Here is a 26,543-nt window from a genome sequence, read left to right as displayed (position 1 = left end):
CTCCCCGCCGCGCCGCGCCAGCATTCCCGAACCGGTGGCCACGCCGAGCCCGACCAGGCAGGAGCCTGCGGCCTGGGCGACACCGTACGAACCGGTTCCCACCAGCGGGGCTGTGAGCGCGGCGGAGACCGGGATGAGGCCGGAGAAGAGCGTGGCGCGCTCGGCGCCGATCCGCTGCATGCCCACGTACCAGCAGACGAAGCCGACGACCGTCACCACGGCCGCCTGCCAGATCAGCGCCGCGGCCTCGGCCCCGGTCGGCACCCGCAGGAAGCCGCCGCCGTCCAGCACCAGCCCCAGGGCCGCCGACTCGGCCGCGGCGATGGCGCAGACGGTCGCGGACAGCAGCTTCGGGCCCAGTGGGCGCAGCACCGGCACCGCCAGGACGGCGAAGCCCACCTCACCGGCGAGCGCGCCGACGGAACACAGGATGCCGGTCAGATCGGTTCGCCCCCAGCCCTGGACCGTGAAGGCGCCCGCAGCGACCAGTGCGGCCGCGTACAGCACGGCCCGGGTGGGGCGGCGCCCGTCGAGCAGGGGCACGAGCACGGCCACGAGGATCGGGGCGCAGCCGACGAAGACCCCCGGAACGGCAGGCTCCGCGGAGCGTTCGGCGGCCAGCACTGCGAGGTTGAAGCCGACCATGCCGACGGCCGCGAGCAGTGCGAGCCGTCTCCACTGGCCGCCGGAGAGCCTGCGCAGCGTGGCGGCGGGCCTCGGCTCCCCCTCGCGGTGGAGCAAGGGCAGCAGGAGCAGCGCCGCGAGGCCGTAGCGGAGCGCCTGGCCGCCCGCGTACGGGTAGTCGCCGAGGACGCTGTTGGCGGTGAAGGAGGCGCCGACGAGGATGCAGGCGACGGCGGCCAGCAGGGCCCCGCGCACATAGGTCACGTTCATGGCACCGACGCTAAGGAGCCGGGCGGCCCGGTTTAAGGTCCACTTTCATGACACCTTCGGGGACCAATCCACGCCCGGGCGTGGGCGAAGGGGACCGGGAATCGATCTCCGCGGCCTGGGAGCTGCTGTTGCCGGTGGCGTCGGCTCCGGCCCGCGGCCGTGGCCGGGCGCTCCAGTCGGCCCTGCGCGAGGCGGTCCGTTCCGGCCGTCTGGCACCCGGGACGCGGCTGCCGTCCAGCCGTGAGCTGGCCGCCGATCTGGGGGTCTCGCGCGGCCTGGTGACCGAGGCGTACGAACAGCTGACCGCCGAGAGCTATCTGCGCAGCGGCCGCGGGGCGGGGACCTGGGTGAGCGGGGCCGTGCGCGCGGCGGCGGGGGGCGCGCGGGATCTCGCCCCGCGCGCCCGTGGCGTGCGCGTCGACTTCCGGCCGGGCACGCCGGATCTCTCGCTCTTCCCGCGCAGCGCCTGGGCGGCCGCTCACCGCTCGGTGCTGGGCCGGCTGCCGCACCACGCTCTCGGCTATCCGGACCCGCGCGGTCTGCCGGAGCTGCGCAACGCGCTCGCCGCGCTGCTGACGCGGCGGCGCGGGGTGGTCGCCGATCCCGAACGGCTGCTGGTCTGTTCCGGAGTGGCGCAGGCGACGACGTTGCTCGGGTTCGTCCTGCACGGGCGCGGTGTGCGCACGGTCGGTGTGGAGGACCCCGGGAGCCCCGAGCACACGGCGCTCTTCGCCTCCGCCGGTGTGGCGACGGCCCCGGTCCCGCTCGACGACGAGGGCCTGGCCCTGGAGCCATTGGTGCGCTCCGGCGTGCGCGCCGTGGTCACGACTCCCGCCCACCAGTTCCCGACCGGAGTGGCGTACTCCGCCGCCCGTCGCAGCCGGCTCCTGGAGTGGGCGCGCGAGGTGGACGGGCTGGTGGTTGAGGACGACTACGACGGCGACTTCCGCTACGACCGCGCCCCCGTCGGAGCCCTTCAGGGGCTCGACCCCGAACACGTCGCCTACACGGGCTCGGTGAGCAAGTCGCTGGCACCCGGGCTGCGGCTGGGGTGGCTGGTCGCGCCCGCCTCGATGACCGACGAGCTCGTCGACCGGAAGCGGACGATGGACCTCGGCAACCCGGCCCTCGATCAGGCGGTACTCGCCGATTTCGTGACCGGCGGGGGCTACGACCGCCAGCTGAGACGCTGTCAGCGCGCCTACCGCGAGCGGCGCGACGCGCTGACACGGGCGCTTGCCGAGCACTTCCCCGGCACCGAGGTGAGCGGCATCGCGGCAGGGCTCCACATCATCGCCAGGCTCCCCGAACGCTGGGGCCCGGAGAAGGAGTTCGCCGCCCGCGCGGCCGATGCCGGGATCGCCGTGCGCCTGCTGCGCGACCACGGCACGCAGCGGCCCACCGATGGCTGCGTGCGTCTCGTGCTCGGCTACGCCCACCTGGCACCGGCGGACATCGCCCGTGGGGTGCGTGCACTGGCCGGTTCCCGGCCGAACACCGGTTGACCTGCGGCAGAGGTCCATTGTCAGTGGCGGGTCCTACCGTTTTCTCATGACCCGAACCGTGCAGGCTTTGGCCTACTCACGTCCGTCCGCCCTGGCGTCCTCGCAGGCCGGGCAGTTGCTCGGCCTGGAGACCGCGGGCGGCTCCACGCCGCGTGGCTTCGAGCCGCATCCCCGGTTCTTCGAGGGCTTCCTCGCCTCGCCGCAGATCGCGGCGCGCGGGCTCCTCTGTGTGGCGGATGTCGCCGCCGCGCGTTACTACCAGCGGACCCTGCTGTCCTCGCTGGACCCGGTGGTGACGGGCAACGGCGACCGGCTGCGCTTCGAGTCGTTCTCCGGATGCTGCGGGGTGTACGCACGGCTCGACGTGCTGAGCAAGGGCCTGGAGGGCGTCGAGACGGGTCATGGCACCACCAATGTCGATGTGAACAATCCGCTTCGGGAGGCACTTTCGCGGATAGCGGGCGACGATCCGCTGCATCTGCGGGTGGGCCCGCAGGAGATGGCGGTCACCACGATGGACGGGCCCGTCGTGGAGAAGAAGGTCCCGCTGCCGGACCGGTGGCTGCGGGGCTTCGCCGAGGCCCAGGTGGCCTCCGCCGCCTTCGATCTGCGGGCGGAGCTCCCGGCGGCGGAGGCCGTACGGTTCCTGCGGTCGCTGCCCCGGTCGTCCGGCCCTGCCTCGCGGGGCGCGCAGTGGGTGGTGCCCGTCGGTCAGACGCTGCGCCCCACCACACGGCCGGTGGCCGGAGCGGTCTGCCTCCCGGGGCCCCAACGGCTGGCGACCTTGCAACGGGTCCTCAGGTACGCGTCGGCGCTGCGCGTGTACGGGCCGGTGGCCGACGGCGCGGCCACCGCGAGCGCCTGGGAGGTGGTGCTGCCGGGCATGCGGCTGACCCTGACGCTGTCGCCCGACGCCTCGCGCGGGTTCTCCGGTGAGGGCGGAGTGCTGGAGGCGCTGGCCACGGACGACGCCGCCGACGCCGAACTGGTCTCCGTGCTGCTGGCCTGGGAACCCCGCATCGAACCGGACCGGCTGGCGGAACAGGCGGGCCTGCCGGTGGAGCGGGTGCGGGCGGCGCTCGTCCGGCTGGGCACGGCCGGCCGGGTGGGGTACGACCTCGCGGACGCGTCGTACTTCCACCGCGAACTGCCCTACGACGCGGACCGTGCCGAGCGGCACAATCCGCGGCTGGTGGCCGCGCGGCAGCTGGCCCGGGAGGGCGCGGTGGTCCTGGACGGTGAGGTGGCGGCGGTGCGCTCGGGCGACCAGCGCTACCAGGTGCGTGAGCAGTCCGGTGCGCTGAGCTGCACCTGCCAGTGGTGGGCGGACTACCGGGGCCGCCGCGGCCCGTGCAAGCACGCGTTGGCCGTCCGGATGGTCCGCCGTGGCGCCGCGGTCGTCGGAGGTGCGCGATGAACATGCTGCTGAACGCGGTACGGGAAGGCCACCTGGATGACATCCGTGCGCTGCTGGCCCGGCTCGACCGGAGCGAACGCAAGGCGGGGCTGGATGAGTTGAAGGCCCTGCGCAAGGAGGCACGGGGCTGGGCTTGGGGCGAGCGCACCAGGGTCCGTAAGGCTCTGCTGGTGGCCGGCGCGGGCTGCCACACCGGGGCGGCGGGCTGCGCGGCCTGGCTCGGCGCCAGGGACATGCGTGACTGGGCGCATTCGCCGTATCCGTGGGTGCTGGAAGTGCTCGGCGACCGCGATCCGGCCTGGCTCGCCGATCTCGCCCGGCGGCTGGCCGCCCGCGCCGTCGAGTCGGACGCGGAATACCGGCTCGTCGTGGAGCTGTCCCGCCGGGCGCACTGCCCGCTGCCCGCCTCCGACGGCATGGTCCGGGCGTGGGCCGAGCGGGTCAGCGGTACGCGGTGGCAGTCGAAACCCCAGGTGCCGCTCCTCGACGTCCTGCGGGCGGACGCCCATCTCGACGTCCTGATTCCGCACCTCCTGACCATGCCGGAGCTGCCGCCGGTGGTGGCCTGGGTCGACAGCCGTTCCCCCGCCGAGTACTGGCCGGCCGCGCTGACCGCCCTCGCCGCGGAGGGCATGCTCCGCCGCGACGCCCTCCTCGACGGCTGCGTCACGCGTCTGCTGCGGGGCGGGAAACCCACCGACCTGCGCTTCTGCCTGCTGGTGCTCCGCGGTCTCGAACCCACCGCCCAGGAGGAGGCGGATCGGGTCGCCGACTGGATGGCGATGGCGGCCGACGGCCCGTCCACGGTCGCGGGACAGGCGCAGGAGGTGCTCGCCCGCCTCGACGCGCAGGGGATGCTCACCCTCCGGCAGCTGGCCGAGGTCTCCGGCGCGGTGCTGTTCCGCACCGAGAAGAAGCTCGTGCGCGCCCAGTTGGTGCAGCTGGGGAAGGTGCTGCGCCGGGACCCCTCGACCGCCGACGAACTGCTGCCGGTGATCGCCGAGGCATTCGGACACCCGGACACCGATACGCAGGAGCGGGCGCTCAAGCTGGCCGCCCGCGCCGTTCCGGCCGCGGCGCCGGCCATACGGCAGGACGCCGCCCGGATGGCCGCGCAACTGGGCCCGGTGCACCGCACCGCGGCGCTCGCCGTGTTCGGCGAGTTGCTGGAGGACGAGCCGGCGGCCGACGCCTACGAGGAGATCCTGCCGCCGCCCCCGGTCCCCCGCCGTCTCGGGCCGGCCCCGGCCTCCCTCGCCGAGCTGACCGAGGAGGTGGTGGCCCTGCTCCGGTCGGCGCCGGACGACGTCACCGCGTTCGAACGCGCGCTGGACGGCCTGATCCGGTACGCCCACACCGGGCGCAAGGAGCTGACCGAAGCCCTGGAGGTGGCGCTCGCCGACCAGTGGTGGGCCTCCCTTCCCCACGGCGAGGCCGACCGGCGGATGGCCCGTAACCACGACGGACTGCACATCGTCGCGGCCTCATTGCTCGGGCGGATATCGCAACGGACCGTGCACGACGGGCTGACACGCTGGACGGCGACGGGTACCTGCTGTCACGCGGCGCTCGACGGGATCCTGTACGCACGCCTGTGGGAGGCCGCCGCCGCGATACGGACCGGGCGCCTGCCCCATCTGCTGGCCACGCCCACCTGGCACACGGGGAGCATCGACGCGCTGGAGCTGGTCGAGCGGCTGCGCGGATACCAGGCACTGGGCGTCCTGGCCGGGCCCGTCGACTTCGCCCAGGCACTGCTGCGGGTCCGGCGGACCGGAGAGGAGGAGGCCGCGAGACAGGCCGCCGCGCTGGGCACCAAGGAGGGCGACCGCCTGGCGGCCTGGCTGCGGGCGGACGAGCCGGTGGCAGCCGTGGTCCCCCGCCATGTGGAGACCGATGTGCCGGTCGCCAGGGACTGGCTGCGGCAGACGGTGACCGAGGTGCGACGCCTGCTGCTGGCCACCAGGGAGAACCAGGCCGTCCAGCAAAAGTTTCCCCGCGCCTTCCACTGGCTCGGGCGCCCGCACTCCCCCCGCGATCAGCACTGCTACCACTGGGACAACAGGTCCCCGCACTGGATCGCCACCCTGCCCGAGGACGGGGAGACGCTCGCGGCCTGGCTGCTCCCTTCCCTCACCACGTGCGTGGAGGAGCAGCGGGGAGCAGCCTGGCTGCTGCCCGCGCTCGCCGAGACCGGTGGGCGTTCCGCCGGGGCGGTGCACCTCGCGCTGGGATATGGGCTGGCGGCGCGGCACGCGGAGGACCGGCTGGCGGCGGTGGACGCCCTGCTGGTCCTCGCCGCCCGGGGCCGCCTCGATGCCGAACTCCTCGGCGGCGAACTGGCCTCGCTTCTCGCAGGGGAGGCGGTGAAGCCGGGGCGGTTGGCGGACTCGGCACGTACGGCGGCCGACACCGGTGCGTACCGGACCGTGCTGTCCGTGCTGGTGCCGGTGCTGCCCGCGCTGCTGGCCCGCGAACGGGTGCCCCGGGGCCTGAGCGATCTGCTCGCCGTGGCGGCGGAGTGCGTGGAACGTTCCGGTCCGCCGACGACCGGCCCGATCCCGGGCCTTGCCGCGACCGCCGCACGCGGCGGGACGACGCAGGTGGTGCGCCAGGCGATACGTCTGCAGGCCGCCGGTGCGCCGCAGGCCGCCCGCGCACCGGGGGCCGCCCGCGCACCGCAGGCCGCCCGCGCACCGGGGGCCGCCTGACGACGGCCGACTGCCGGGGTCGGCGACCGGCCCCGGCCCTGCCCTGCCCTGCCCTGCCCCCTGCCCTCGTCCCCCACCCACGACCTTCCCCTCCGCCCCATCCCATCCCCTCCCACCCCATCCCTCCGCTCCCCTCCTTCGAATGACCTGACCAACTCGCCCTAAACCGACGATAGGCAGCTGAACGGCCACTTAACCCATCGGTCACAAAGCGTTCGTGAACAGGCAACACGGTGCGGTCACAGTGGATGCCATGACTGATGTGACATCCGCGAAGAGGGCCCGCCGCCCGCACCACTGGCGGCGGGACCTGATCGAACTAGCCGCTCTCTTCACCGCGGTGGCCGTTGCCGACGCGATCGCCAACCTGATCGGGCACCAGCCGGACGGGCCGTATCTGCTCATCGCCTCCGCCGTGGCGCTGACCGCGACCGCCGCGTTCCACACCTGGTGGGCGCGGCGTCACAGCCACGCGCCCCCGCCCGAGGCCGCCATCACGGACCCGGATACGGAAGCCGCCACTACGGACATCGGCCCCACCACCCGCACAACGCCCGCCCCCGCCTCCGGCCCCTCCCCCGGCTCCGCCCCCGCCCAGACCGTGCTGTGGCGGATGCGGACCACCGTGCTGGACGCACCGGGCAGCCTGGCCGCGCTGTGCACCGTGCTGGCCCGGCACGGGATCGACATCCTGACGCTCCAGACGCATCCGCTGGCGCAGGGCACCGTCGACGAGTTCCTGCTGCGGGTGCCCGCCTCGCTGCCGGCCCAGCAGCTGAGCCGGGCTATCTCCGCCGCAGGGGGCCGTTCGACCTGGACCGAACGGGCCGACGCCCACGATCTGGTCGATGCCCCCACGCGGGTGCTCGGCCTCGCTACGCGTACCGCCCTGGACGCCGCCGAACTGCCTCTCGCCCTGCGGCAGCTGCTCGGCCGGTGCTCCATCCACTCGTTGCCCGCCGTGTCCATCACCGGACGCGCCACGGGTGAGACCGCCCCGGTGGAAGGCGTGCTGGAGGAGACGACGATGCGGCTGCGCGATCCGTCCGGCGGTGTCATCACGGTCGAGCGGCCCTATCTCCCGTTCACACCCACGGAGTTCGCGCGGGCGCGGGCGCTGGTGGAGCTCGACGCCCGGCTCGGCCCCCGCGTCCCGCGCGGTGAGCAGGTGCTCACCCTGCCCGAGGGCAACGAGATCACCGTGCGACGAGCGGACCGGACCGACCTCGAAGCGGCCGTGGCCATGCACGGGCGCTGCTCCGAGCAGACCCTGCGGCTGCGCTACCACGGCCCGGTCCGCGACGCCGACCGCTATCTCGACCACCTGCTGAGCCCGCGCTTCGGCCGCACCCTGGCCGTGCAGACGGCCTCCGGCCGGCTGGTCGCCCTCGGCCATCTGCTCTGGGACGGCGACGAGACCGAGGTCGCCCTGCTCGTCGAGGACGAGTGGCAGCGCCGGGGCATCGGCTCCGAACTGCTCGCCCGGCTCGTGGCGCTCGCCGTCGAGGCCGGCTGCGAGAGCGTCTACGCCGTCACCCAGGCGTCGAACACCGGCATGGTCGCCGCCATGCGCGCGCTCTCGCTGCCGCTCGACTACCAGATCGAGGAAGGCACCCTCGTCATCACCGCACGCCTTGGCGTGACCCCGGCACGCTCCCTGCCACCGTACGAACAGGCCGAGCGCTCACAGACCCAGAGCTCACAGACTTAGAGCTCACAGACCCAGAGCTCACAGACCCAGCGCTGACAGACCCAGCGCTGGCAGGCCCCGCCGGCTCGTCGCCGCTCAGCGCCTGACACAGGTCGGCCCACAGGTCCTCGATGTCCTCCAGACCGACCGACATGCGCAGCAGCCGGTCGCCGACGCCGGCGGCCTGCCGGTCTCCCTCGTCCACGATGCGGTGGCTGATGGAGGCCGGGTGCTGGATGAGGGTGTCGACACTGCCGAGGCTGACGGCGGGCGTGATCAGCCGCACCCCCGCGATCACCTGGTGCGGGTCCCCGTAGACCTCGAACGAGACCATCGCACCGCCCACTTCGGGGTAGTGCACGCGGGCGATCCGCGGGTCGGCGGAGAGCCTGCGGGCGAGTTCGGCGGCGCTCGCGGAGGCTGCCCGGACCCGCACGGGCAGGGTGGACAGGCCGCGCAGCAGCAGGTAGCCGGCCATGGGGTGCAGGACGCCGCCGGTGGCGAAGCGCACCTGGCGCAGCACGGCGGCGAACTCCTCGTCGCAGGCGACGACCCCGCCCATCACATCGCCGTGGCCACCGAGGTACTTGGTCGCGCTGTGCAGGACGATCCGCGCGCCGTGTTCGACGGGGCGTTGCAGGACCGGGGTGGCGAAGGTGTTGTCGACCAGCAGCGGCACCGAGCCGCAGGAGTGCGCGACGGCCCTGAGGTCCACCTCGGCGAGGGTCGGGTTGGCGGGCGTCTCCACGATCACCAGGCCCGTGTCGGGCCGGAGGGCATCGGCGATGCCCGCCGGGTCGGTCCACGTCACCTCGGTGCCGAGGAGCCCGGCCCCCAGGAGGTGATCGCTGCACCCGTACAGGGGCCGGACCGCCACCACATGGCGCAGACCCGCGCTCGCGCGGGCCAGCAGCACGGCGGTCAGCGCGGCCATGCCGCTGGCGAAGGACACCGCGCTCGCCGTCCCTTCGAGCCGGGCCAGTGCCGTCTCGAACCGTGCGGTCGTCGGGTTGTCGAGCCGTGCGTAGACGGGCGGCCCGTCGAGGCGCGCCCCGGTGGTGGCGAAGGTGTCGATCCGCTCCGCCTCCGCCCTGGAGTCGTACGAGGGATAGGTGGTCGACAGGTCGATCGGCGCGGCGTGCAGGCCGAGGGCCGCGAGATCGTCGCGTCCGGCGTGCACGGCTTCGGTGGCGAGCGCCCGGGACGAGGTTGTCGTCGAGGACGGCAGCGCGGATTCGGTGTCCATGCCGGTACTCTGAACACCCGCCGGGATCGGCAGGCCAAAGCCCGTGCTACGTTCGGCGAATGACCGAATCCGTCGCTCTGGACACGGTGGATCTGCATATTCTGCGGCTGTTGCAGAACGACGCCCGGACCACGTACCGGGAGCTGGCCGCCGAGGTCGGTGTCGCTCCCTCGACCTGTCTGGACCGGGTGGCCCGGCTGCGCCGCACGGGCGTGATCCTCGGGCACCAGCTGCGTCTGGACCCGGCCCGGCTCGGCCGCGGTCTCGAAGCGCTGCTCTCCGTGCAGGTGCGTCCGCACCGCCGCGAGCTCATCGGACCGTTCGTCGAACGGATCAGGTCCCTGCCCGAGTCACGTGCCCTGTTCCATCTGACGGGCCCCGACGACTACCTGGTGCATGTGGCCGTGGCGGACACCGCGGATCTGCAGCGGCTGGTGCTGGACGAGTTCACCTCGCGGCGCGAGGTCGCCCGTGTGGAGACCCGGCTGATCTTCCAGCACTGGGACTGCGGCCCCCTGCTCCCGCCGGCCGGTCAGGTCCGTCCCGCCGATTGATGGTGACGGGAGGCCCCTCGCCGTACGAGGATGTCCACATGTCAGACTCTTCCAGCAGCGCACTGCCCCGCCAGGTCGCCGACGCCTACGTCGACGCATTCATCGAACTCGACCCGATCTCCGGCACCTACCTCGGTGTCGCGGCAAGCTCGCGCCGCCTTCCCGATTTCTCCCCCGCCGGCCAGGAACAGCTGGCCGCACTGGCCCGCGACACCCTCGCGCGGCTCGACCGCGCGGAGCAGCTGCCCGGTGCCGCCGAGGACGCCGAGCGCCGCTGCGGCCGTCTGCTGCGCGAACGCCTGACGGCCGAACTCGCCGTCCACGAGGCCGACGAGGCGCTGCGGGCCGTTTCCAATCTGCACTCCCCGGCCCACTCGCTCCGTGAGGTGTTCACGGTGACGCCGACGGAGACGGACGAGGACTGGGCGGCTGTCGTGGACCGCCTGCGGGCGGTTCCGGCCGCGCTGTCCGGTTATCAGGAGTCCCTGGCGCTCGGTCTGGAGCGCAAGCTGTACGGCGGTCCGCGCGCCACCGCCACCTTCATCGGCCAGCTCGACGAGTGGGTCGGGGACGGCGCGAAGGGCTTCTTCCAGGACTTCGCCGCCGCCGGCCCGGACGCCCTGCGCACCGAGCTGGACGAAGCCGCCGCCCAGGCGGCCGGGGCCCTGGACGAGCTGCGGCAGTGGATGCGCGACGTGTACGCTCCCGCGATCGAGGGCGAGCCGGACACGGTGGGCCGTGAGCGGTATGCCCGCTGGTCGCGCTACTTCAACGGTACCGACCTGGACCTGGACGAGGCTTACGCGTACGGCTGGTCCGAATACCACCGGCTGCTCGCGGAGATGAAGACCGAGGCCGGGAAGGTGCTGCCGGGCGCCGGTCCCTGGGAGGCGCTGGCCCATCTCGATGTGCACGGCAAGCACATCGAGGGGGTGGACGAGGTCCAGGCGTGGCTGCAGGGGCTGATGGACGAGGCGATCGACGCCCTGGACGGCACGCACTTCGAGCTGGCCGAGCGGGTCCGCCGGGTGGAGAGCCGGATCGCCCCGCCCGGCGGCGCCGCAGCCCCGTACTACACGGGCCCCTCCGAGGACTTCTCCCGGCCGGGGCGCACCTGGCTGCCGACCATGGGCGAGACCCGCTTCCCGGTGTACGACCTGGTGTCCACCTGGTACCACGAGGGCGTGCCCGGTCATCACCTCCAGCTCGCCCAGTGGGCGCACGTGGCGGAGAGTCTGTCGCGCTACCAGGCGTCCATCGGCATCGTCAGCGCCAACGCCGAGGGCTGGGCGCTGTACGCGGAGCGGCTGATGGACGAGCTGGGCTTCCTGCCGGACGCGGAGCGCCGGCTCGGCTACCTGGACGCGCAGATGATGCGCGCCTGCCGGGTCATCGTGGACATCGGCATGCACCTGGGCCTGGAGATCCCGGCCGATTCGCCGTTCCACCCCGGTGAGCGGTGGACGCCGGAGCTGGCCCAGGAGTTCTTCGGCAACCACAGCGGCCGGCCCGCCGACTTCGTGGAGAGCGAGCTGACCCGCTACCTGTCGATGCCGGGCCAGGCCATCGGCTACAAGCTGGGCGAGCGCGCCTGGCTGCTGGGCCGGGAGAACGCCCGGGCCGCGCACGGCGACGCCTTCGACCTCAAGGCGTGGCACATGGCGGCCCTGTCGCAGGGCCCGCTGGGTCTGGACGACCTGGTGGACGAGCTGTCGAAGCTCTGATCCGCCGGCGGCCGGTTCCCGGGCGGTGCCCGGGGCCGGCCGTCGTCAGCAGCCGCAGGCGTCCGCGCCGGCCGGTGCGGTGAGCGGATCGGCCGCGCGCCGCGCGCCGCCCTGCCGGGTCTCGTACGGGAAGCCCTCGCGCACCCAGTACTCGAAGCCGCCGAGCATCTCCTTGACCCGGTAGCCGAGCCCGGCCAGGGCGAGTGCGGCGCGGGCGGCGCCGTTGCAGCCGGGTCCCCAGCAGTAGGTGACCACCGGTACGGCCGGGTCGAGGAGGTGCGGCGCCCGCTCCGCGACGAGCGCCGTCGGCAGGTGCACCGCTCGGGGGATGTGCCCCTGGTCCCAGGACTCTGTGGAGCGGGAGTCGAGCAGCACGAAGCCGGGGTCCGTGCCGGCGTCGAGGGCCGCCGCGACGTCCGAGACGTCGGTGTGGAAGGCGAGCGAGGCCCCGAAATGGGCGACGGCCTCGGCCGGGGCGGCGGGCGGTACCCGCAGGACGGGGTGGGTGGCGGTGGCACCTTGCTGGTGGGTCATGCCGGGAAATCTACGGCCGGCCAACCCCGCCCGGAAGGTGCGATCCCCGGCACCTGCCTTGATCCGCCGGGGATTTCACGGTTCTCTGTGCGCATGAGCGACTATTCCCCGGACGCCACCGACTGGCGCATCCTCGATGTGCTCCAGCGCGAGGGCCGGGCCTCGTTCGCGGAGCTGGCACGGGCGGTGGCCATGTCGCCGAGCGCCGTGACGGAGCGGGTCCGCCGGCTGGAGGAGGCCGGGATCATCAGCGGGTACGCGGCCGTGGTCGACCCGGAGCGGCTCGGGCTGCCGATCCTCGCCTTCGTACGGCTGCGGTACCCGAACGGCAACTACAAGCCGTTCCACGACCTCCTGGAGGCCACGCCGGAGATCGTGGAGGCCCATCACGTCACCGGCGACGACTGCTTCGTACTGAAGGTGACGGCCCGTTCCATGCGGCATCTGGAGGCCGTGTCCGGGAAGATCGGCGCGCTCGGCTCCGTCACCACCAGCGTCGTCTACTCCTCGCCCCTGCCGGGGCGCCCGATCAGTCGCTGAACCCGCCCGCCGCCCGGAGCCGTACGGCCGATCCGTGCCGCTCCTTGACCACTTCGAGCTGGGCGGGGATGCGGCGGCGCAGGTCCGCGACATGGCTGACGATGCCGACGCTGCGGTCCCGTTCGCGCAGCGAGTCGAGCACGTCGAGCACTTCGTCGAGGGTCTGGTCGTCGAGGCTGCCGAACCCCTCGTCGATGAAGAGGGTGTCCAGCCGTACGCCGCCCGCCTCGTCGGTGACCACGTCGGCGAGGCCCAGCGCCAGGGCCAGCGAGGCGAAGAAGGTCTCGCCGCCCGAGAGGGTGGCCGTGTCGCGCTCGCGGCCGGTCCAGGCGTCGATGACGTGCAGCCCGAGCCCCGCCCTGCGGCCTCCGGTACAGGCGTCGGAGTGGACCAGCTGGTAGCGGCCGGAGGACATGCGCTGCAACCGGGCGGTGGCCGCCGCCGCGACCTGCTCCAGCCGGGCCGCCAGCACGTACGACTCCAGGCGCATCTTGCGCGCGTTGTCCGCCGACGTGCCCGCCGTGAGACCGGCGAGCCGGGCGACCCGCTCGTACTCCTCGCGTACGGGCCCCAGCGCGCGCACCTCCTGCGCCGCGCGGCGCGAGAGCCTGTCGAGTTCGGCGCAGCGTTCCCGGGCCGCGTCGAGGCCGGCCGCGGCCTCCCGCAGTGCGCGCTCGGCCCGGTCGCAGACCTCCTGGGCCGCGTGCGGAGCGGCCGGCGGCCGGTCGGCGGCGGCGCGGGCACCGGTCTCGGCGAGCCGGTCGGCGACCGCGGCCGACTCGGCCTGCCAGGCGTCGATCCGGTGCTGGAGCGTGCGCTGCGCGGCGTCGTCCAGGAGGGTCTGGGCGGCGGCCCGGGGGGTGTCGAAACCGGCCCGGAACGCGGCGTCCGCGAGCCGGTCGTCGGCCTCCTTGAGCCGCGCCGCCGCGGTCTCCTCCTCGCGCACGGTGCCGACCGCGTCCACGAGGAGGGCGACGCGTTCCTGGAGGACCGCGGCGTGCTCTCCGACGCTCGCGTACCCGGCGCGGGCCCGGTCGACGACCTCGTTCAGGGCGGCCTGTTCGCGGTCCAGCCCCTCGCGCCGGGAGATACGGGCGGCGGCGCGGCGCTCGGCCTGCTGCCGGTCGTCGGCGCGCCGGCGCTGCTCCCGGTCGGCCGCCGTCAGGGCCTCGCGCGCGGCGTGCGTCCCGGCGGCGGTTCGGTACGCCTCGGCGTGCTCGCCGGTCAGCGTGTCCACGAGGGAGGCGAGCGCGGCGACCGTGGGTCCGGTGGCGTCCGCGTCCGTCGCGGTCTCGGCGCCGGCCGGCTCGGCGGCCTCGGCGCGGGCCGCCTCGTGCCGCTCCCGGACGACCGCGAGTGCCTGCTCCGCGTCGGCCCTGGCCCGCTCGGCGCTGCGGTACGCGGCCTCGGCCGCTTCCTCCGCCGCCTGGTCGACGTGTCCGGTGCCGGTGCGGGCCGGAGCGGGGTGGTCCGCCGAACCGCAGACCGTGCAGGGTTCGCCCGCGACCAGTTGCCCGGCGAGTTCGGCGGCGATGCCACGCAGCCTGCGTTCGCGCAGATCGAGCCAGTGCTCGCGGGTGCCGAACGCGTGTTCGCGTGCCTCGGCGAGCCGCTTCTCCGCGGCGGTCAGCTGCGCCGCGAGGGCGTCGCGGCGGCGGGCCGCGTCCAGGCGGCGGCGGGCCGGGTCGAGCCGGCGGGCCAGCAGTTCGGTACGGGTCGCGGCCTCCAGGGCCGCGTCGAGGCGGGCCTGAAGGTCCTGCCGGGTGGTCTCCCATCCGGCGAGCCAGTCCTCGGTGTCGCGGACCAGGTCGTCGTCGGCCGCGGCCTGCCGCTCCAGGGCGGAGCGTTCGCTGTCGATCTCGGCGCCGCGCCTTTCGGCGCGACGTGCGGATTCCAGGCCGCCCAGCTCCTCTCGGAGCCTGCGCTCCAGGGCCGCCAGCTGTTCGGCGCCCGCGTCGGCCAGGGTGTCGGGCAGCCGCCCCCGGGAATGCTCCCGGGCCTCGTGCGCCCGCCGGTACGCGCGCTCCGCCTCCGTGCGCAGCTCCAGCGCCGGTGCGACGAGGTCCGCCTTGCGGGCGCGCCCCAGCCGCTCCCGCGCCTCCTCGTGCGCGGCGCGGCCGGCCTCCACCGCGGCGGCGCGGCGGCGGGTCTCGGCGTACCGCTCCTGGAGCGCGGCCAGTTCCCGCTGGGCGTCCAGGGCGTCGCGGGCCGCGGTGTGCCGGCTCTCCGCCGTGGCCAGCACCGATGCGGCGATGCCGAGGCGTTCGCGGGCGCTGGCACGGGCGGCGGCGGCCCAGCCCAGGACGGCGTCCGCGAGCCCGGGCTCGCCCGGCCGGGCGTCGGGCAGCGGGCACTCGTGCGCGGCGGGCCCGGCCGCCTGGGCGATGCGCTGGGCGAGGGCGAGGATCTGGTCGTCACCGGCCCTGACCTGGGCCTCGGCCACCCGGCGCAGCTCGGCCAGGCGCTCCTCGACGGCCGCGAAGCGCCGGGTGTCGAAGAGCCTGCCGAGGAGCCGGCCGCGGGCCTCGGCGTCGGCGCGCAGGAAGCGGGCGAAGTCTCCCTGGGGCAGCAGTACCACCTGGCAGAACTGCTCGCGGCTCATGCCGATGAGCTGGGTGATCTCCTCCCCGATCTCCTGGTGCGAGCGGCTGAGCGCCTGCCACCCGTCCTCGGGGTCGTACGCGCGCAGCAGGCTCTGCGCCTTCTCCATGGTGTGGCCGCCACCGCGCTTCTTGGGGCGGGGCTGGGCGGGGCGCCGGGTGATCTCCAGGCGGCGTCCGCCGACGGTGAGTTCGAGCCGGACCTCGGTCGGCAGGTCCGCCGGGGCGTGGTCGCTGCGCAGCGAGGTGCCGGGGCTCTGCCGGGCGCCGGGGACCGCGCCGTACAGGGCGTAGCAGACGGCGTCCAGGACGGAGGTCTTGCCGGCGCCGGTCGGACCGTGCAGCAGGAAGAGGCCGGCGGCGGCGAGCGTGTCGAAATCGACCTCCTGGGTCGTGCCGAACGGGCCGAACGCGGTGATCCGGAGCGTGTGGAGCCTCACCGGTTCACCTCGCGGACGCCGTCCTCGACCCGTACGTGGTCGAAGGCGCCGCGCAGCACCGCCCGTTCCCGTTCGTCGGTCCCGTATCCGCCGCGGACGTGGGCCACGAAGTCCTCCGCGATGCTCTGGTCGTCGCGTCCGCGCAGCCGGCCGGCGTACGAGGTGTGCGGGTCGTCGGGTGCCTGCTCCGGTTCGAAGAGGAGGCTGAGGGTGTGCGGGAAGCGTTCGGTGAGCCGGGCCATCGGGTCGGCCGGGCGGACGGAGTCGGTGAGCGTCGCCTCCACCCACGCGTCCTCGTGCCGGTCCAGCGCCGGGTCGTCCAGGAGGTCGTCGAGCCGGCCGCGGAGACGGGCGAGGGAGCGGGGCACCGGGCAGTCGATCCGTTCGCCGGTGACCGCTCCCTCGGCGTCCAGGTCGATGAGCCACATGGTCTTGCGGTGGCTGGTCTCGGAGAAGGAGTAGGCGAGCGGGGAGCCGGAGTAGCGGACCCGGTCCGTGACGGCCTGGCAGCCGTGCAGGTGGCCGAGCGCGGCGTAGTCCACGCCGTCGAAGACCCCCGCGGGCACCGCGGCGACCCCGCCGACGGTGATGTCGCGTTCGCTGTCGCTGGGCTCGCCGCCGGCGACGAAGGCGTGGGCGAGGACTACGGACCGGGTGGAGTCCGGGCGCTCGGCGAGGTCGGCGCGCACCCGGTCCATGGCAGCGCCCAGCACGGCCTCGTGCCCGGCGCGCTCCGCCTTGAACACGTCCTTTACCAGGGCGGGTTCCAGGTACGGGAGCCCGTAGAACGCCACGTCGCCGTGCGCGTCCGGGAGCAGGACGGGGGTGGCGCAGTGCGCGGGGTCGGTCCGCAGGTGGATGCCGGCCCGGCCGATGAGACCGGCGCCGACGCCGAGCCGGCGGGCCGAGTCGTGGTTGCCGGAGATCATCACCGTCGGTACTCCGGCGGCGGCGAGCCGGTGCAGCGCGTCGTCGAAGAGCTGGACGGCGCTGAGCGGGGGCACCGCCCTGTCGTACACATCACCCGCCACGAGCAGGACGTCGACCTCGTGCTCGTGCACGGTGGCCACCAGGTGGTCGAGGTAGGCGGCCTGTGCGTCGAGCAGGGAGACCCGGTGGAACGACCGGCCCAGATGCCAGTCCGATGTGTGCAAAATCCTCAAGACCCGGCTCCGACCCGCATGGTTCGCTTCCTCCGCCCCTGTGCCCTCACGCCCCACAGTCTCCCATCACCCGGGAGGCGGCCGGGCGGGCAGCCGGGTCAGGCGTCGCCGTACGCCTCGCCGCCCAGTTCCACGTGCGCCTCGCCCGCCGTCGCGTCGGCCAGCCAGCGGCGGAAGTCCTCGACCTCGGCGTCCGGCAGCCCGATCTCGATGGTCACCTCGGCCCCGTACCGGACCTCGCGCACGGTCCTTCCGGTGGCCCGCAGTTCGTTCTCCAGCCGGCCGGCCCGCTGGTGGCCGACCGTGACGGAGGCGAGGCGGTAACGCCGGCGGGTGCGGGTGCCGAGCGCGTCGAGTGCTTCGCCGACCACTCCCCCGTACGCCCGGATCAGCCCGCCGGCGCCCAGCTTCACCCCGCCGTAGTAGCGGGTGACGACGGCGACGACGTAGCAGACCTCGCGGCGGGTGAGCATCTGGAGCATGGGGACGCCGGCCGTGCCTCCGGGCTCGCCGTCGTCACTGGCCTTCTGTACGGAGGCGTCGGCACCGATCACGTACGCGTAGCAGTTGTGCGTGGCGGTCGGGTGTTCCCTGCGGACGCGGGCGACGAACTCCTGCGCCTCCGCCTCGGTGGCGGCGGGAGCGAGCGCGCACAGGAAGCGGGAGCGGTTGATCTCGCTCTCGTGCACGCCCGCGCGGGCGACGGTCCGGTACTGCTCCTGCATCCCGCCACCCTATGCGTACCTGCGGGAATGCCCCGGACGGGCTGCCGGTTGTCGGGTTCATGTACGCAGACACGGAGACGATCCGCAGGATTCTGGAAGACACCGGCGACACCTGGGCCGTGGTGGGGCTCTCCGACAACCGTGCGCGGGCCGCCTACGGGGTGGCCGAGGTCCTTCAGCGCTTCGGCAAGCGGGTGGTGCCGGTGCACCCCAAGGCGGAGCGGGTGCACGGCGAGGAGGGGTTCGCCTCACTGGCCGACATCCCGTTCCCGGTGGATGTGGTGGACGTCTTCGTCAACAGCGACCTGGCCGGCGCGGTGGCGGACGAGGCGGTCGCCGCCGGTGCCCGGGCCGTCTGGTTCCAGCTCGGTGTGGTCGACGAGGACGCCTTCGCCCGCACCCGGGCGGCGGGGCTCGACATGGTCATGGACCGCTGCCCGGCCATCGAGATCCCGAAGCTGAAGGGTTAGGGCCGCCCTAGGCCCTCAGGCACGGATGCCGAGCCCTTCGACCACCATCGCGCCCGGCAGCGCGGCGAGCGCCTTGCCCGGCACGATGAGCTTGCCGCGGCGCGAGCCGCTGCCGATCAGCACCCATTCCTCGTCCACGACCGCGGGGTCGATGAGCAGCGGCCAGGCGGCCGGGAGCCCGATGGGTGTGATGCCGCCGTACTCCATGCCGGTCTCGCCGACCGCCGTGTCCATCGGGGCGAAGCGCGCCTTGCGGGCGCCGAGCTGCTTGCGGGCGGCGCCGTTCACGTCGACGCGGGAGTGCGACAGGACGACGCAGGCGGCGAGCGTGACCTCGCTGCCGCGCTTGGCCGCGAGGACGACGCAGTTCGCCGAGTGGTCCAGCAGGCCGGCCCCGTGATGCTCGACGAAGACCGCGGTGTCGGCGATCTCCGGGTCGGTGTCCACGTGGATGATCTGCTCGGCGGGGATGCCTCCCCAGCCCGTGCTCACCGCCTTCGCCACCGGGGCGGTGAGCAGGTCCAGACGGTCGACGGCGGGGCAGGCGTTCTCGAAGGAACCGATGGGTGCGCGCATGCGCGTCACGCTAACAGCGCCGTCCGCGCGGTTGGACCGTGTCTCATCTGACGGGCGGAATGCTGACGGTCATGGTGAGTTCGACCGGTTCGGCGCCCTCGTTGCGGTAGGCGTGCGGGTGGTGGGCCTCGAAGGTGGCGGAGGTGCCGGCGGGCACGCTGTACGGGGTGTCGGCGACGACGAGGGTCAGGGTGCCCGTGGTGACGTGGAGCAGTTCGACCGTGCCTTCGGGGTGCGGGTCGGACCGGCTGCCGTCGCCGGGCATCAGCCGCCAGGACCAGAGTTCGAGGGGGCCCCGGGCCTCCGTGCCGACCAGCAGGGTGGTGGCGCTGCCCGCCTCGGTGGACCACAGGCGTACGGCCTGGTCGGCGGGGACGAGGCGGACCGGGGAGCCCTGTTCGTGGTCGAGCAGCGTGGTGATGCTGACGCCGAGCGCGTCGGCGAGCTTGACCGTGGTGCCGACGCTCGGGTTGGTGCGGGCCTGCTCGATCTGGATGATCATGCCGCGGCTGACTCCCGCGCGGGCGGCCAGCGCGTCCAGGGTGAAGCCGCGCTCACCGCGCCAGCGCTTGAGGTTGCGCGCGAGGGACTGGGTCAGCCGATCGAGGTCAGTCACATTCCGTCCAATATTTTGAATGACGTAGTCGAGCATTCTGAACTACGGTGCGGTGTACCCAAACGTTCGCCGCACTGTACTGCGAGGCTCCTGATGACAGCGTTGTTCGCCCTGGCCACCAGCCTCCTGTGGGGGCTGGCCGACTTCGGGGGCGGCCTGCTCACCCGGCGCACGCCCGCGCTCACCGTGGTCGTGGTCTCGCAGATCATGGCGGCGGCGGTGCTGGGCGTGATCGTGCTCGCCACGGGCGGCTGGAGCGAGGCGGGCCCGCAGCTCTGGTTCGCGGTCGCGGCGGGTGTCGTGGGGCCGGTGGCGATGCTGTGCTTCTACAAGGCGCTCGCCCTCGGTCCGATGGGCGTGGTCTCCCCGCTCGGTTCGCTCGGCGTCGCCGTCCCGGTGAGCGTGGGGCTGATCGCCGGGGAGCGCCCGGGGCTCGTCCAGTTCGCCGGGGTCTCGGTCGCCGTCGCGGGCATCGTGATGGCGGGCGGCCCGCAGCTGCGCGGGGCGCCGGTGCAGCGGCGCGCGATCCTGCTGACGCTGGTGGCGGCGTTCGGCTTCGGAGCCGTGATGTCGCTGATCGCCGAGGCGTCGACCACGGTGACCGGGCTGTTCCTGGCGCTGTTCGTGCAGCGGGTCACCAACACCGTGGTGGGCGGCGGGGCGCTGTACGTCTCGGTGCGGCGCGGAGGCCGCGCGCTGCCCGAGGAAGGCGCGTCGGCGGTCCGGGCGGCGCTGCCCGCGCTGGCGTTCGTGGGCCTCGCGGACGTCGCGGCCAACGGCACCTACTCGATGGCCGCCCACCACGGCCCGGTCACCGTGGCCGCCGTACTGGCCTCGCTCTACCTGGTGGTCACGGCCCTGGCCGCACGCGGCTTCCTCGGGGAACGGCTGCGCGGGGTGCAGGCGGCGGGGGCCGGGCTCGCCCTGGTGGGTTCGGTGCTGCTCGCGACCGGGTGAGCGCGGGGCGGGCGGTCAGCCCTCTTCGAGCTCCGCGACGGCCAGCAGCTGTTCCGGGGTGACGCCCGCGGGGATCGGCACCGGGGCCGGTGTCCGCAGGGGCGGCTCCCATCCCTTCTCGGGGTGCCAGCTCCGTACGACCCGGGCGGGTGCTCCGGCCACCACCGCGCGGTCCGGCACCTCGCCGCGGACCACCGCGCCGGCCGCCACGACCACGTTGCGCCCGAGCCGCGCGCCCGGCAGGATCACGGCCCCGGTCCCGATCCAGCAGCCCGGTCCGATGGACACCGGCTCCATCCGGGGCCACTGCTTGCCGACCGGCTCGTGCGGGTCGTCGTAGCTGTGGTTGGTCGAGGTGATGTAGACGTACGGCCCGCAGTACGTGTCCGAGCCGATGCTCACCGTCGTATCGGCGACGATGTGGCTGCCGCGCCCCAGCACCACGCCGTCGCCCAGGGTCAGGATCGGCTCGGGGCCCAGGTCCAGGTCGGGCATGAGGCCCGCGGTCAGCGTGACCTGCTCGCCGATGACGCAGTGGTCGCCCAGCTCGATCCACGGTTCGCCGAAGACGGTGCCCTGCGGGAAGGCCAGCCGGGTGCCCTCGCCGATCCGGGCGAACCGCAGTGCGCCGGGGTGCTCGGCAGTGACCGCGCCCGCCTCCCTCGCCCAGCGCCAGCAGCGGTGGACGGCCCCGGACAGGGCGCGCCGCCGCCAGGCGGTCAGCGAGGAGAACGCGTTTCTGTTCTTGGGCACGCGCACACGGTAGTCCGCGCCCATCGGACGGTCGGCTCCGCCGGCCTGTGATCTTCACCCCAACAGGCCGGTGCTCCGCCCGTACGTCGCATACCGTTTCCCCGGCGGACGGCCGGTTCCCACCGGATCGCCGCGACCCACGGCACCGGAGCACGGAGGAACGCGCGATGGCTCAGCAGGCGTTGATCATGGGCATGGGCGGCAAGGAGCCGTCCATCGACGCGGACGCGTTCACCGCGCCGACCTCGGTGGCGATCGGTGACGTCACCATGGCGGCGGGCTCCAGCCTCTGGTACCAGGCGGTGCTGCGCGCGGACTGCGGCCCCATCGTCATCGGTGCGGACTCCAACATCCAGGACAACTGCAGCGTCCACGTCGATCCCGGTTTCGCCGTGACGGTCGGCGAGCGGGTCTCGGTCGGGCACAACGCCGTCCTGCACGGCTGCACCATCGAGGACGACGTCCTGGTCGGCATGGGGGCCACCGTCCTCAACGGCGCCCACATCGGCGCGGGCTCGCTGGTCGCGGCGCAGGCCCTCGTCCCGCAGGGGATGCGCGTCCCGCCGGGCTCCCTGGTCGCGGGCGTACCGGCGAAGGTCAAGCGGCAGCTGACCGAGGAGGAGCTGGAGGGCGTCCGCTTCAACGCGGTCGGTTACGTGGAGCTGGCCAAGGCGCACCGCGAGGCATGCGGCGGCTGAGGGCCGCCCGCCGGGTCAGTCGGCGACCGGCACCGTTCCCGCTTCCGGTTCGGTGGCCGCCGCGGAGTGCGCGGCGGCGGCCTTCTTGGCGCGGTTCTTGAGGACCAGCATCGAGGCGAGCCCGATCAGGACCGCGATGGCCAGGCCCAGGTAGGAGAACCGCTTGAGCCATGCCTCGGCGACGACGCCCACGGAGTAGATGACGGCCGTGGTGCCGCCCGCCCAGGCGATCCCGCCCAGCACGTTGGCGATCAGGAACTTCCAGTACGGCATGTGCAGCACACCGGCCAGCGGGCCGGCGAAGATGCGCAGCAGGGCGACGAAGCGGCCGAAGAACACCGCCCACATGCCCCACTTCTGGAACGAGCGCTCCGCCAGGGCGATCTGGCTCTCGCCGAAGTGCCGGGGGAACTTCCCGCCGAGCCAGGCCAGCAGCGGCCGTCCGCCCTTGCGTCCGATGGCGTAGCCGATCGAGTCGCCGAGCACGGCCCCGGCCGTGGCGCAGGCGCCCAGGATCCACGGGTTGACGCCATCGTGGCTGGCGGCCAGCAGCGCCGCGCTGATCAGGACGATTTCGCCGGGGAGCGGGATGCCCAGGCTCTCCAGTCCGATGACGACGCCCACCAGGACGTACACGCTGATCGCGGGAACGGTCTCCAGCCACTCCTGGATGTGCAACGCCGGTTCCTCCGTAGTGATGTGCTTCGCCCGCCGGACAGCTCATCGGCGCACCGCGGGAAGCCTACCCGGCGCGCAGCCGGGCCGGACAGCGCGAAGGGCCGCCTCGCCCCTGCCGGGTGCGCGGCGGCCCTTCGGCCGTACGGGGTCAGGAGTTCGGGCGCAGCGTCCAGACGACGGTCATCTCACCGGTGACGGCGCCGTCCGCGCGCTGGATCTGCACGGACACCGGGAACTCGGGGCGCTCCCCCGCGTCGAGTTCGGCGACGACCTCGGCGGCGGGGCGGCCGAGCGTGGCGGTCGCGGTGACCTCGCCCATGGCCAGCTTCTTGTAGCCGATCTCGGCGCTCACCGCGAGCGGCACGGCCCGGCTGAGCTGGTCGCCGAACGCGGCGATGACGATGGCGCCGCTCGCCGACTCCGCCAGCGTGAACATGGCTCCGGCGTGCGGCCCGCCGACGTGGTTGTGGTAGTCGGCCTGGTCCGGCATGCGGACCACCGCGCGGTCCGCGGTGGACTCCAGGAATTCGAGGTTGAGGGTCCGGACCATGGGGACCGTGGCGGCGAGCATCTCGCCCGCGGTCATCTGTTCAGCGCTCATGCGCGAGATGTTACTCATGAGTAGAACGCTTTGGCCATGCCTCGGCGGCGCACGCCCCGCGCCGGTCGCCCCCGCCTTCACCGTTCGCACACGGGGGCGGGCGTAGCCGCGTCGGCGGGGCACCTCTATCGTTACTCGCCATGTGGCCAGGACAGCAGCCGCCCGGGGGCGAGCAGAACCCGCAGGACCAGAACCAGAACCCGTACCAGCAGCCGGGGTACCAGCAGCCGAATCCCTACCAGCAGCCGGGGCATCAGCAGCCGGGGCATCAGCAGCAGGGCCAGCAGCCCGGTTACGGCTACCCGCAGCAGGGCGGGCCGGGGGGCTACGGCCAGCCCAACCCGTACCAGCAGCCGACGGTTCCGCAGTACGCGGTGCCCGGGCCTCCCGGCGCGCCGCAGCCCGGCAACGACAAGAAGAAGACGACCGTCGTGGCCATCGTCGCGGCGACCGCGGTCGTGGTGGCCGCCGCGGTCACCGGAGTCGTCGTGCTGAACAAGGACGGCGACGACAAGGACGGCAAGAACGTCGCCGACGGCACGAAGTCGTCCGCGCCGGTCAAGCCGTCCACCTCCGCCTCCTCGCCCGAGGCGAACCCGCGCGGCGACGACGCGGACGCCAAGCCGCTCATCGCGGGCTGGAAGGTCGTGACGAACCCCAAGTGGGGCACCCAGTTCGACGTGCCCGGCGACTGGGAGGTCTCGTCCCCGACGACGTTCTCGTACTTCGAGGACGAATCGAAGGAGGACAAGCCGCCGCTCATCGGGTTCTCCGCGCCGGCGGACCTGAAGAGCAAGTGGTGCGTCGAGGACTCCGACAAGGACGGCACCGACGAGAACTACAGCCTGGCCGGCACCGGCACGCGTGGCGCCCAGGGCGCCACGGACGCGGATGTGAACGCCCGGAACGAGGCGGGTACCTGGGCGTGGGCCGCGTACGCGCAGCACATGCCGAAGAAGACCATCAAGATCAGCAAGGCCAAGCAGTACACCACCAAGTCGGGGCTGACGGGAAGCCTGGTCACCGCCACCGCGCCCCACGTCACCAAGAAGACGAAGTGCAGCAGCGACGGCAAGACGTACGCCTTCACCTTCAAGAACAGCTCCGGCGCGTTCTCCTCGTGGGTGCTGTACGCCGCTGCCGGGGTCAAGGACGAGCTGCCGGACGCGACGGTCCAGAAGATCCTCAGCACGGTGCGCCTGGTGGAGATCACCGACCCCGATTCCTGACCGCGCGGGAACACATTTGCACAACCGGGCCGCGGCCGCGATAGTCCCTGGGTGACCGACGCAGCCGCCCCCGTACCCCCCTCCGCCCGCCCCGCCCCGGCGGGCCGCAACTACCGGCTGCTGACCGCCGCCTCGATCGTCACGGGCCTGGGTACCCACGGCGCGCTGATCGCGGCGGCGTTCGCGGTTCTCCAGGCGGGTGGCGACGGCGGCGACGTCGGTCTCGTGGCGGCGGCCCGGACGGTGCCGCTGGTGCTCTTCCTGCTGATCGGCGGGGCGATCGCGGACCGGATTCCGCGCCACCGCGTGATGGTCGCGGCCAACGCCCTGAACTGCGTCTCGCAGGGCCTCTTCGCCCTGCTGGTCCTGGCCGGCGACCCGCAGCTGTGGCAGATGATGGTGCTCACCGCGCTGTGCGGCACCGGGCAGGCGTTCTTCGGCCCGGCGGCCGAGGGCATGCTGATGTCGAGCGTCAGCGGCGAGCAGGCGAGCCGCGCCTTCGCCCTGTTCCGGATGTCCACCCAGAGCGCCGCCATCGGCGGTGCGGCGCTCGGCGGCGCCATGATCGCGGCGATGGACCCGGGCTGGGTGCTCGCCGTGGACGCCGCCGCCTTCGCGGGCGCCGGGGCCCTGCGCGCCTTCCTGGACGTCAGCCACATCCCGTCCCGCGCACCGGGGGGCGGGCTGCTCGCGGACCTGCGGGACGGCTGGAAGGAGTTCACCGGCCGCCCGTGGCTCTGGGCCATCGTGGCCCAGTTCTCCGTGGTGGTCGCCGCGGTCGGGGCCGCCGAAGCGGTCTACGGGCCGCTGGTCGCCCGCGACTCGCTGGGCGGCGCCCGGCCCTGGGGCTTCGCGCTGGCCGCGTTCGGCGTCGGCAACCTGGCCGGGGCGCTGCTGATGACGCGGTGGAAGCCGCGCCGGCTACTGCTGGCCGGAACCCTCTGCGTCTTCCCGCTGGCCCTGCCCTCCGCCGGGCTCGCCGTCCCGCTGTCCGCCGCCGGGCTGTGCGTGGTGATGTTCGTCAGCGGCACGGCCATCGAGGTGTTCGGCGTCTCCTGGATGACGGCCATGCACCAGGAGATCCCGGAGGAGAAGCTCTCCCGCGTCTCGGCCTACGACTGGTTCGGCTCGGTGGCCATGGTCCCGGTCGCCACCGCGCTCGCCGGCCCCGTCGAGTCCCTGGTCGGGCGCGGCCAGGCGCTGTGGGGGTGCGCGGGGCTGATCGTGCTGGTCACCGGAGCGGTGCTGTTCGTACCGGACGTACGGAACCTGACCCGGCGCACCGGGTCCGTCGAGGTGGCCGCCCAGGTCGTGGTGGCGCCCGCGTCAGCCGAGGCTGAAGGCGCCGTCGGGCGGCTCGGGTGAGGCGACCGCCTCCTCGTCGCCGACCGGCCGGGCGCCCCTGACGAACGCGGCCAGCGCCTCGCCGTGCTCCACCCGCGCCGCGAAGGCGTCGGCCGCGCAGCGACGGGTCAGGGCCGCCGTGTCGAACGGGGCGCGGGAGGCGACGAGCACCACGTTGCCGAAGCGCCGGCCGCGCAGTACGCCCGGCTCCGCGATCAGCGCCAGCTCGTCGAAGACGGTCGCGAAGGTGGCCAGCTGCGAGCGCAGGAAGCCGAACGGCGGCCCGTCGGCGAGGTTGGCCGCGTAGATCCCGTCCGGGCGCAGCGCCCGCGCCGCCGCCTCGGCGTACGGGACGGAGGTGAGGTGGGCCGGCACCCGGGAGCCGCCGAAGACGTCCGCGATCAGGAGGTCCACCGAGCCGGGGGCGGTCTCCTCCAGCTTCGCGCGGGCGTCCGCCGGGTGGACGGTGATGCCGCTGCGGGCGGGCAGCGGCAGGTGCTCGGCGACGAGGTCGAGCAGCCCGCCGTCCGCGTCCGCGACCTCCTGCCGGGAGCCGGGGCGGGTGGCCGCGACGTAGCGGGGCAGCGTGAGGCCGCCGCCGCCCAGGTGCAGGACGTCCAGCGGCTCGCCCGGCTCCGCCGCGCAGTCCACGACGTGGCCGAGGCGCCGCGCGTACTCGAACTCCAGGTGCTCGGGCGCGTCGAGGTCGACGTACGACTGCGGCGCCCCGTCGACCGTGAGCAGCCAGGCCCGCTCCCGGTCCACGTCCGGGAGCAGTCGGGCGGTGCCGTGGTCCACGTCGCGGAGGACGGGTATCGACTCGTTCACTCCCCCATTGTGCGGCGTGCGGTCAGCCGTTCCGTACGGCGAGGGGCCCG

At 73.7% G+C, this 26,543-nt stretch carries 23 protein-coding genes and 1 pseudogene; 12 read left to right on the top strand and 12 right to left on the bottom strand.

The genetic code is table 11. The features are described 5' to 3' along the window. Nucleotides 1-48 precede the first annotated feature (48 nt). Nucleotides 49-894 (bottom strand): annotated as a pseudogene (locus E6R18_RS17245) (DMT family transporter); the annotation flags it as partial. Between the two features lie 47 nt (nt 895-941). On the opposite strand from E6R18_RS17245, the gene E6R18_RS17240 reads away from it, so the two are divergent. From E6R18_RS17240 to E6R18_RS17225, 4 genes are all read left to right on the top strand, one after another. Next, entirely contained in the window at nt 942-2,399 is a 1,458-nt protein-coding gene (locus E6R18_RS17240; RefSeq protein ID WP_206308307.1) for a PLP-dependent aminotransferase family protein, read from the top strand. 46 nt (nt 2,400-2,445) lie between these two features. Next, nucleotides 2,446-3,816 carry an SWIM zinc finger family protein gene (locus tag E6R18_RS17235; protein ID WP_168712384.1) on the top strand — a complete coding sequence of 457 codons (1,371 nt, stop codon included), beginning with the start codon at nt 2,446-2,448 and terminating at the stop codon, nt 3,814-3,816. Further along, nucleotides 3,813-6,527, top strand: coding sequence for a DUF6493 family protein (locus tag E6R18_RS17230; RefSeq protein WP_136317778.1), 2,715 nt, complete (start codon nt 3,813-3,815; stop codon nt 6,525-6,527). The genes E6R18_RS17235 and E6R18_RS17230 overlap by 4 nt, the downstream gene beginning before the upstream one ends. 253 nt (nt 6,528-6,780) lie before the next feature. Continuing rightward, on the top strand, nt 6,781-8,238 hold the full coding sequence (locus tag E6R18_RS17225; protein ID WP_168712383.1) for a GNAT family N-acetyltransferase: 1,458 nt from the start codon (nt 6,781-6,783) through the stop codon (nt 8,236-8,238). Here the strand turns inward: E6R18_RS17225 and E6R18_RS17220 are convergent. After that, complete coding sequence (locus E6R18_RS17220) at nt 8,150-9,463, bottom strand: PLP-dependent transferase (RefSeq protein WP_136317777.1); 1,314 nt, start codon at nt 9,461-9,463, stop codon at nt 8,150-8,152. The two genes, E6R18_RS17225 and E6R18_RS17220, sit on opposite strands and share 89 nt — an antisense overlap. Before the next feature lie 59 nt (nt 9,464-9,522). Here E6R18_RS17220 and E6R18_RS17215 point away from each other — a divergent pair, with 59 nt between their 5' ends. Further along, a complete protein-coding gene (locus E6R18_RS17215) occupies nt 9,523-10,017 on the top strand; it encodes an Lrp/AsnC family transcriptional regulator (protein WP_136317776.1) in 495 nt (164 codons plus the stop codon). Between the two features lie 38 nt (nt 10,018-10,055). Further along, nucleotides 10,056-11,741, top strand: coding sequence for a DUF885 domain-containing protein (locus tag E6R18_RS17210; RefSeq protein ID WP_136317775.1), 1,686 nt, complete (start codon nt 10,056-10,058; stop codon nt 11,739-11,741). A 45-nt stretch (nt 11,742-11,786) separates the two neighbouring features. On the opposite strand, the gene E6R18_RS17205 is transcribed toward E6R18_RS17210, so the two are convergent. Next, nucleotides 11,787-12,275, bottom strand: coding sequence for a rhodanese-like domain-containing protein (locus tag E6R18_RS17205; protein WP_136317774.1), 489 nt, complete (start codon nt 12,273-12,275; stop codon nt 11,787-11,789). A 93-nt stretch (nt 12,276-12,368) separates the two neighbouring features. Between E6R18_RS17205 and E6R18_RS17200 the strand changes: the two genes are divergently transcribed. Next, nucleotides 12,369-12,815 carry an Lrp/AsnC family transcriptional regulator gene (locus E6R18_RS17200; RefSeq protein ID WP_136317773.1) on the top strand — a complete coding sequence of 149 codons (447 nt, stop codon included), beginning with the start codon at nt 12,369-12,371 and terminating at the stop codon, nt 12,813-12,815. Here the strand turns inward: E6R18_RS17200 and E6R18_RS17195 are convergent. The 3 genes from E6R18_RS17195 to E6R18_RS17185 all read right to left on the bottom strand — a co-directional run bounded on the left by E6R18_RS17195 (nt 12,805) and on the right by E6R18_RS17185 (nt 17,743). Next, nucleotides 12,805-15,855: an SMC family ATPase gene (locus E6R18_RS17195; RefSeq protein ID WP_136317772.1), complete on the bottom strand. Its 3,051-nt coding sequence runs from the start codon at nt 15,853-15,855 to the stop codon at nt 12,805-12,807. The genes E6R18_RS17200 and E6R18_RS17195 overlap by 11 nt on opposite strands. Then, entirely contained in the window at nt 15,852-17,018 is a 1,167-nt protein-coding gene (locus tag E6R18_RS17190) for an exonuclease SbcCD subunit D (RefSeq protein ID WP_136317771.1), read from the bottom strand. Before E6R18_RS17190 ends, E6R18_RS17195 begins: the two co-directional genes overlap by 4 nt. A 98-nt stretch (nt 17,019-17,116) precedes the next feature. Then, on the bottom strand, nt 17,117-17,743 hold the full coding sequence (locus E6R18_RS17185; protein ID WP_136317770.1) for a YigZ family protein: 627 nt from the start codon (nt 17,741-17,743) through the stop codon (nt 17,117-17,119). Nucleotides 17,744-17,802: 59 nt separating this feature from the next. Here E6R18_RS17185 and E6R18_RS17180 point away from each other — a divergent pair, with 59 nt between their 5' ends. After that, on the top strand, nt 17,803-18,213 hold the full coding sequence (locus tag E6R18_RS17180) for a CoA-binding protein (RefSeq protein WP_136317769.1): 411 nt from the start codon (nt 17,803-17,805) through the stop codon (nt 18,211-18,213). A 15-nt stretch (nt 18,214-18,228) separates the two neighbouring features. On the opposite strand, the gene E6R18_RS17175 is transcribed toward E6R18_RS17180, so the two are convergent. Both E6R18_RS17175 and E6R18_RS17170 read right to left on the bottom strand, forming a co-directional pair. Beyond that, on the bottom strand, nt 18,229-18,789 hold the full coding sequence (locus tag E6R18_RS17175; RefSeq protein WP_136317768.1) for a YbaK/EbsC family protein: 561 nt from the start codon (nt 18,787-18,789) through the stop codon (nt 18,229-18,231). Between the two features lie 43 nt (nt 18,790-18,832). Then, nucleotides 18,833-19,405 carry an XRE family transcriptional regulator gene (locus E6R18_RS17170; protein ID WP_136317767.1) on the bottom strand — a complete coding sequence of 191 codons (573 nt, stop codon included), beginning with the start codon at nt 19,403-19,405 and terminating at the stop codon, nt 18,833-18,835. A 93-nt stretch (nt 19,406-19,498) separates the two neighbouring features. Between E6R18_RS17170 and E6R18_RS17165 the strand changes: the two genes are divergently transcribed. After that, complete coding sequence (locus tag E6R18_RS17165; protein WP_136317766.1) at nt 19,499-20,362, top strand: EamA family transporter; 864 nt, start codon at nt 19,499-19,501, stop codon at nt 20,360-20,362. A 15-nt stretch (nt 20,363-20,377) separates the two neighbouring features. On the opposite strand, the gene E6R18_RS17160 is transcribed toward E6R18_RS17165, so the two are convergent. Continuing rightward, the gene (locus E6R18_RS17160) at nt 20,378-21,115 is read right to left on the bottom strand and encodes an acyltransferase (RefSeq protein ID WP_136317765.1); all 738 of its coding nucleotides are present in this window, start codon (nt 21,113-21,115) and stop codon (nt 20,378-20,380) included. A gap of 167 nt (nt 21,116-21,282) precedes the next feature. Here E6R18_RS17160 and E6R18_RS17155 point away from each other — a divergent pair, with 167 nt between their 5' ends. Next, nucleotides 21,283-21,813 (top strand): gamma carbonic anhydrase family protein, encoded by a 531-nt coding sequence (locus E6R18_RS17155; RefSeq protein WP_136317764.1) that lies wholly within the window; start codon nt 21,283-21,285, stop codon nt 21,811-21,813. Between the two features lie 15 nt (nt 21,814-21,828). Here the strand turns inward: E6R18_RS17155 and E6R18_RS17150 are convergent, their stop codons facing one another. Both E6R18_RS17150 and E6R18_RS17145 read right to left on the bottom strand, forming a co-directional pair. Next, complete coding sequence (locus E6R18_RS17150) at nt 21,829-22,491, bottom strand: DedA family protein (protein WP_136317763.1); 663 nt, start codon at nt 22,489-22,491, stop codon at nt 21,829-21,831. 148 nt (nt 22,492-22,639) lie between these two features. Then, on the bottom strand, nt 22,640-23,077 hold the full coding sequence (locus tag E6R18_RS17145; protein WP_136317845.1) for a DUF4442 domain-containing protein: 438 nt from the start codon (nt 23,075-23,077) through the stop codon (nt 22,640-22,642). 155 nt (nt 23,078-23,232) lie between these two features. On the opposite strand from E6R18_RS17145, the gene E6R18_RS17140 reads away from it, so the two are divergent. Continuing rightward, nucleotides 23,233-24,321: a hypothetical protein gene (locus E6R18_RS17140; protein WP_136317762.1), complete on the top strand. Its 1,089-nt coding sequence runs from the start codon at nt 23,233-23,235 to the stop codon at nt 24,319-24,321. Between the two features lie 51 nt (nt 24,322-24,372). Then, on the top strand, nt 24,373-25,686 hold the full coding sequence (locus E6R18_RS17135; protein ID WP_136317761.1) for an MFS transporter: 1,314 nt from the start codon (nt 24,373-24,375) through the stop codon (nt 25,684-25,686). On the opposite strand, the gene E6R18_RS17130 is transcribed toward E6R18_RS17135, so the two are convergent. After that, entirely contained in the window at nt 25,648-26,493 is an 846-nt protein-coding gene (locus E6R18_RS17130) for a fused MFS/spermidine synthase (RefSeq protein WP_136317760.1), read from the bottom strand. The two genes, E6R18_RS17135 and E6R18_RS17130, sit on opposite strands and share 39 nt — an antisense overlap. Between the last annotated feature and the right edge of the window lie 50 nt (nt 26,494-26,543).

Source organism: Streptomyces sp. A1277 (genome assembly GCF_004795015.1).
GTDB lineage: Bacteria > Actinomycetota > Actinomycetes > Streptomycetales > Streptomycetaceae > Streptomyces.
This window is presented reverse-complemented; position numbering and strand designations above follow the sequence as displayed.

Coding starts and splice junctions, on each gene's coding strand:
- E6R18_RS17240 (WP_206308307.1), top strand. CDS start 942: ATGACACCTTCGGGGACCAATCCACGCCCGGGCGTGGGCGAAGGGGAC.
- E6R18_RS17235 (WP_168712384.1), top strand. CDS start 2,446: ATGACCCGAACCGTGCAGGCTTTGGCCTACTCACGTCCGTCCGCCCTG.
- E6R18_RS17230 (WP_136317778.1), top strand. CDS start 3,813: ATGAACATGCTGCTGAACGCGGTACGGGAAGGCCACCTGGATGACATC.
- E6R18_RS17225 (WP_168712383.1), top strand. CDS start 6,781: ATGACTGATGTGACATCCGCGAAGAGGGCCCGCCGCCCGCACCACTGG.
- E6R18_RS17220 (WP_136317777.1), bottom strand. CDS start 9,463: ATGGACACCGAATCCGCGCTGCCGTCCTCGACGACAACCTCGTCCCGG.
- E6R18_RS17215 (WP_136317776.1), top strand. CDS start 9,523: ATGACCGAATCCGTCGCTCTGGACACGGTGGATCTGCATATTCTGCGG.
- E6R18_RS17210 (WP_136317775.1), top strand. CDS start 10,056: ATGTCAGACTCTTCCAGCAGCGCACTGCCCCGCCAGGTCGCCGACGCC.
- E6R18_RS17205 (WP_136317774.1), bottom strand. CDS start 12,275: ATGACCCACCAGCAAGGTGCCACCGCCACCCACCCCGTCCTGCGGGTA.
- E6R18_RS17200 (WP_136317773.1), top strand. CDS start 12,369: ATGAGCGACTATTCCCCGGACGCCACCGACTGGCGCATCCTCGATGTG.
- E6R18_RS17185 (WP_136317770.1), bottom strand. CDS start 17,743: ATGCAGGAGCAGTACCGGACCGTCGCCCGCGCGGGCGTGCACGAGAGC.
- E6R18_RS17180 (WP_136317769.1), top strand. CDS start 17,803: ATGTACGCAGACACGGAGACGATCCGCAGGATTCTGGAAGACACCGGC.
- E6R18_RS17175 (WP_136317768.1), bottom strand. CDS start 18,789: ATGCGCGCACCCATCGGTTCCTTCGAGAACGCCTGCCCCGCCGTCGAC.
- E6R18_RS17165 (WP_136317766.1), top strand. CDS start 19,499: ATGACAGCGTTGTTCGCCCTGGCCACCAGCCTCCTGTGGGGGCTGGCC.
- E6R18_RS17155 (WP_136317764.1), top strand. CDS start 21,283: ATGGCTCAGCAGGCGTTGATCATGGGCATGGGCGGCAAGGAGCCGTCC.
- E6R18_RS17145 (WP_136317845.1), bottom strand. CDS start 23,077: ATGACCGCGGGCGAGATGCTCGCCGCCACGGTCCCCATGGTCCGGACC.
- E6R18_RS17140 (WP_136317762.1), top strand. CDS start 23,233: ATGTGGCCAGGACAGCAGCCGCCCGGGGGCGAGCAGAACCCGCAGGAC.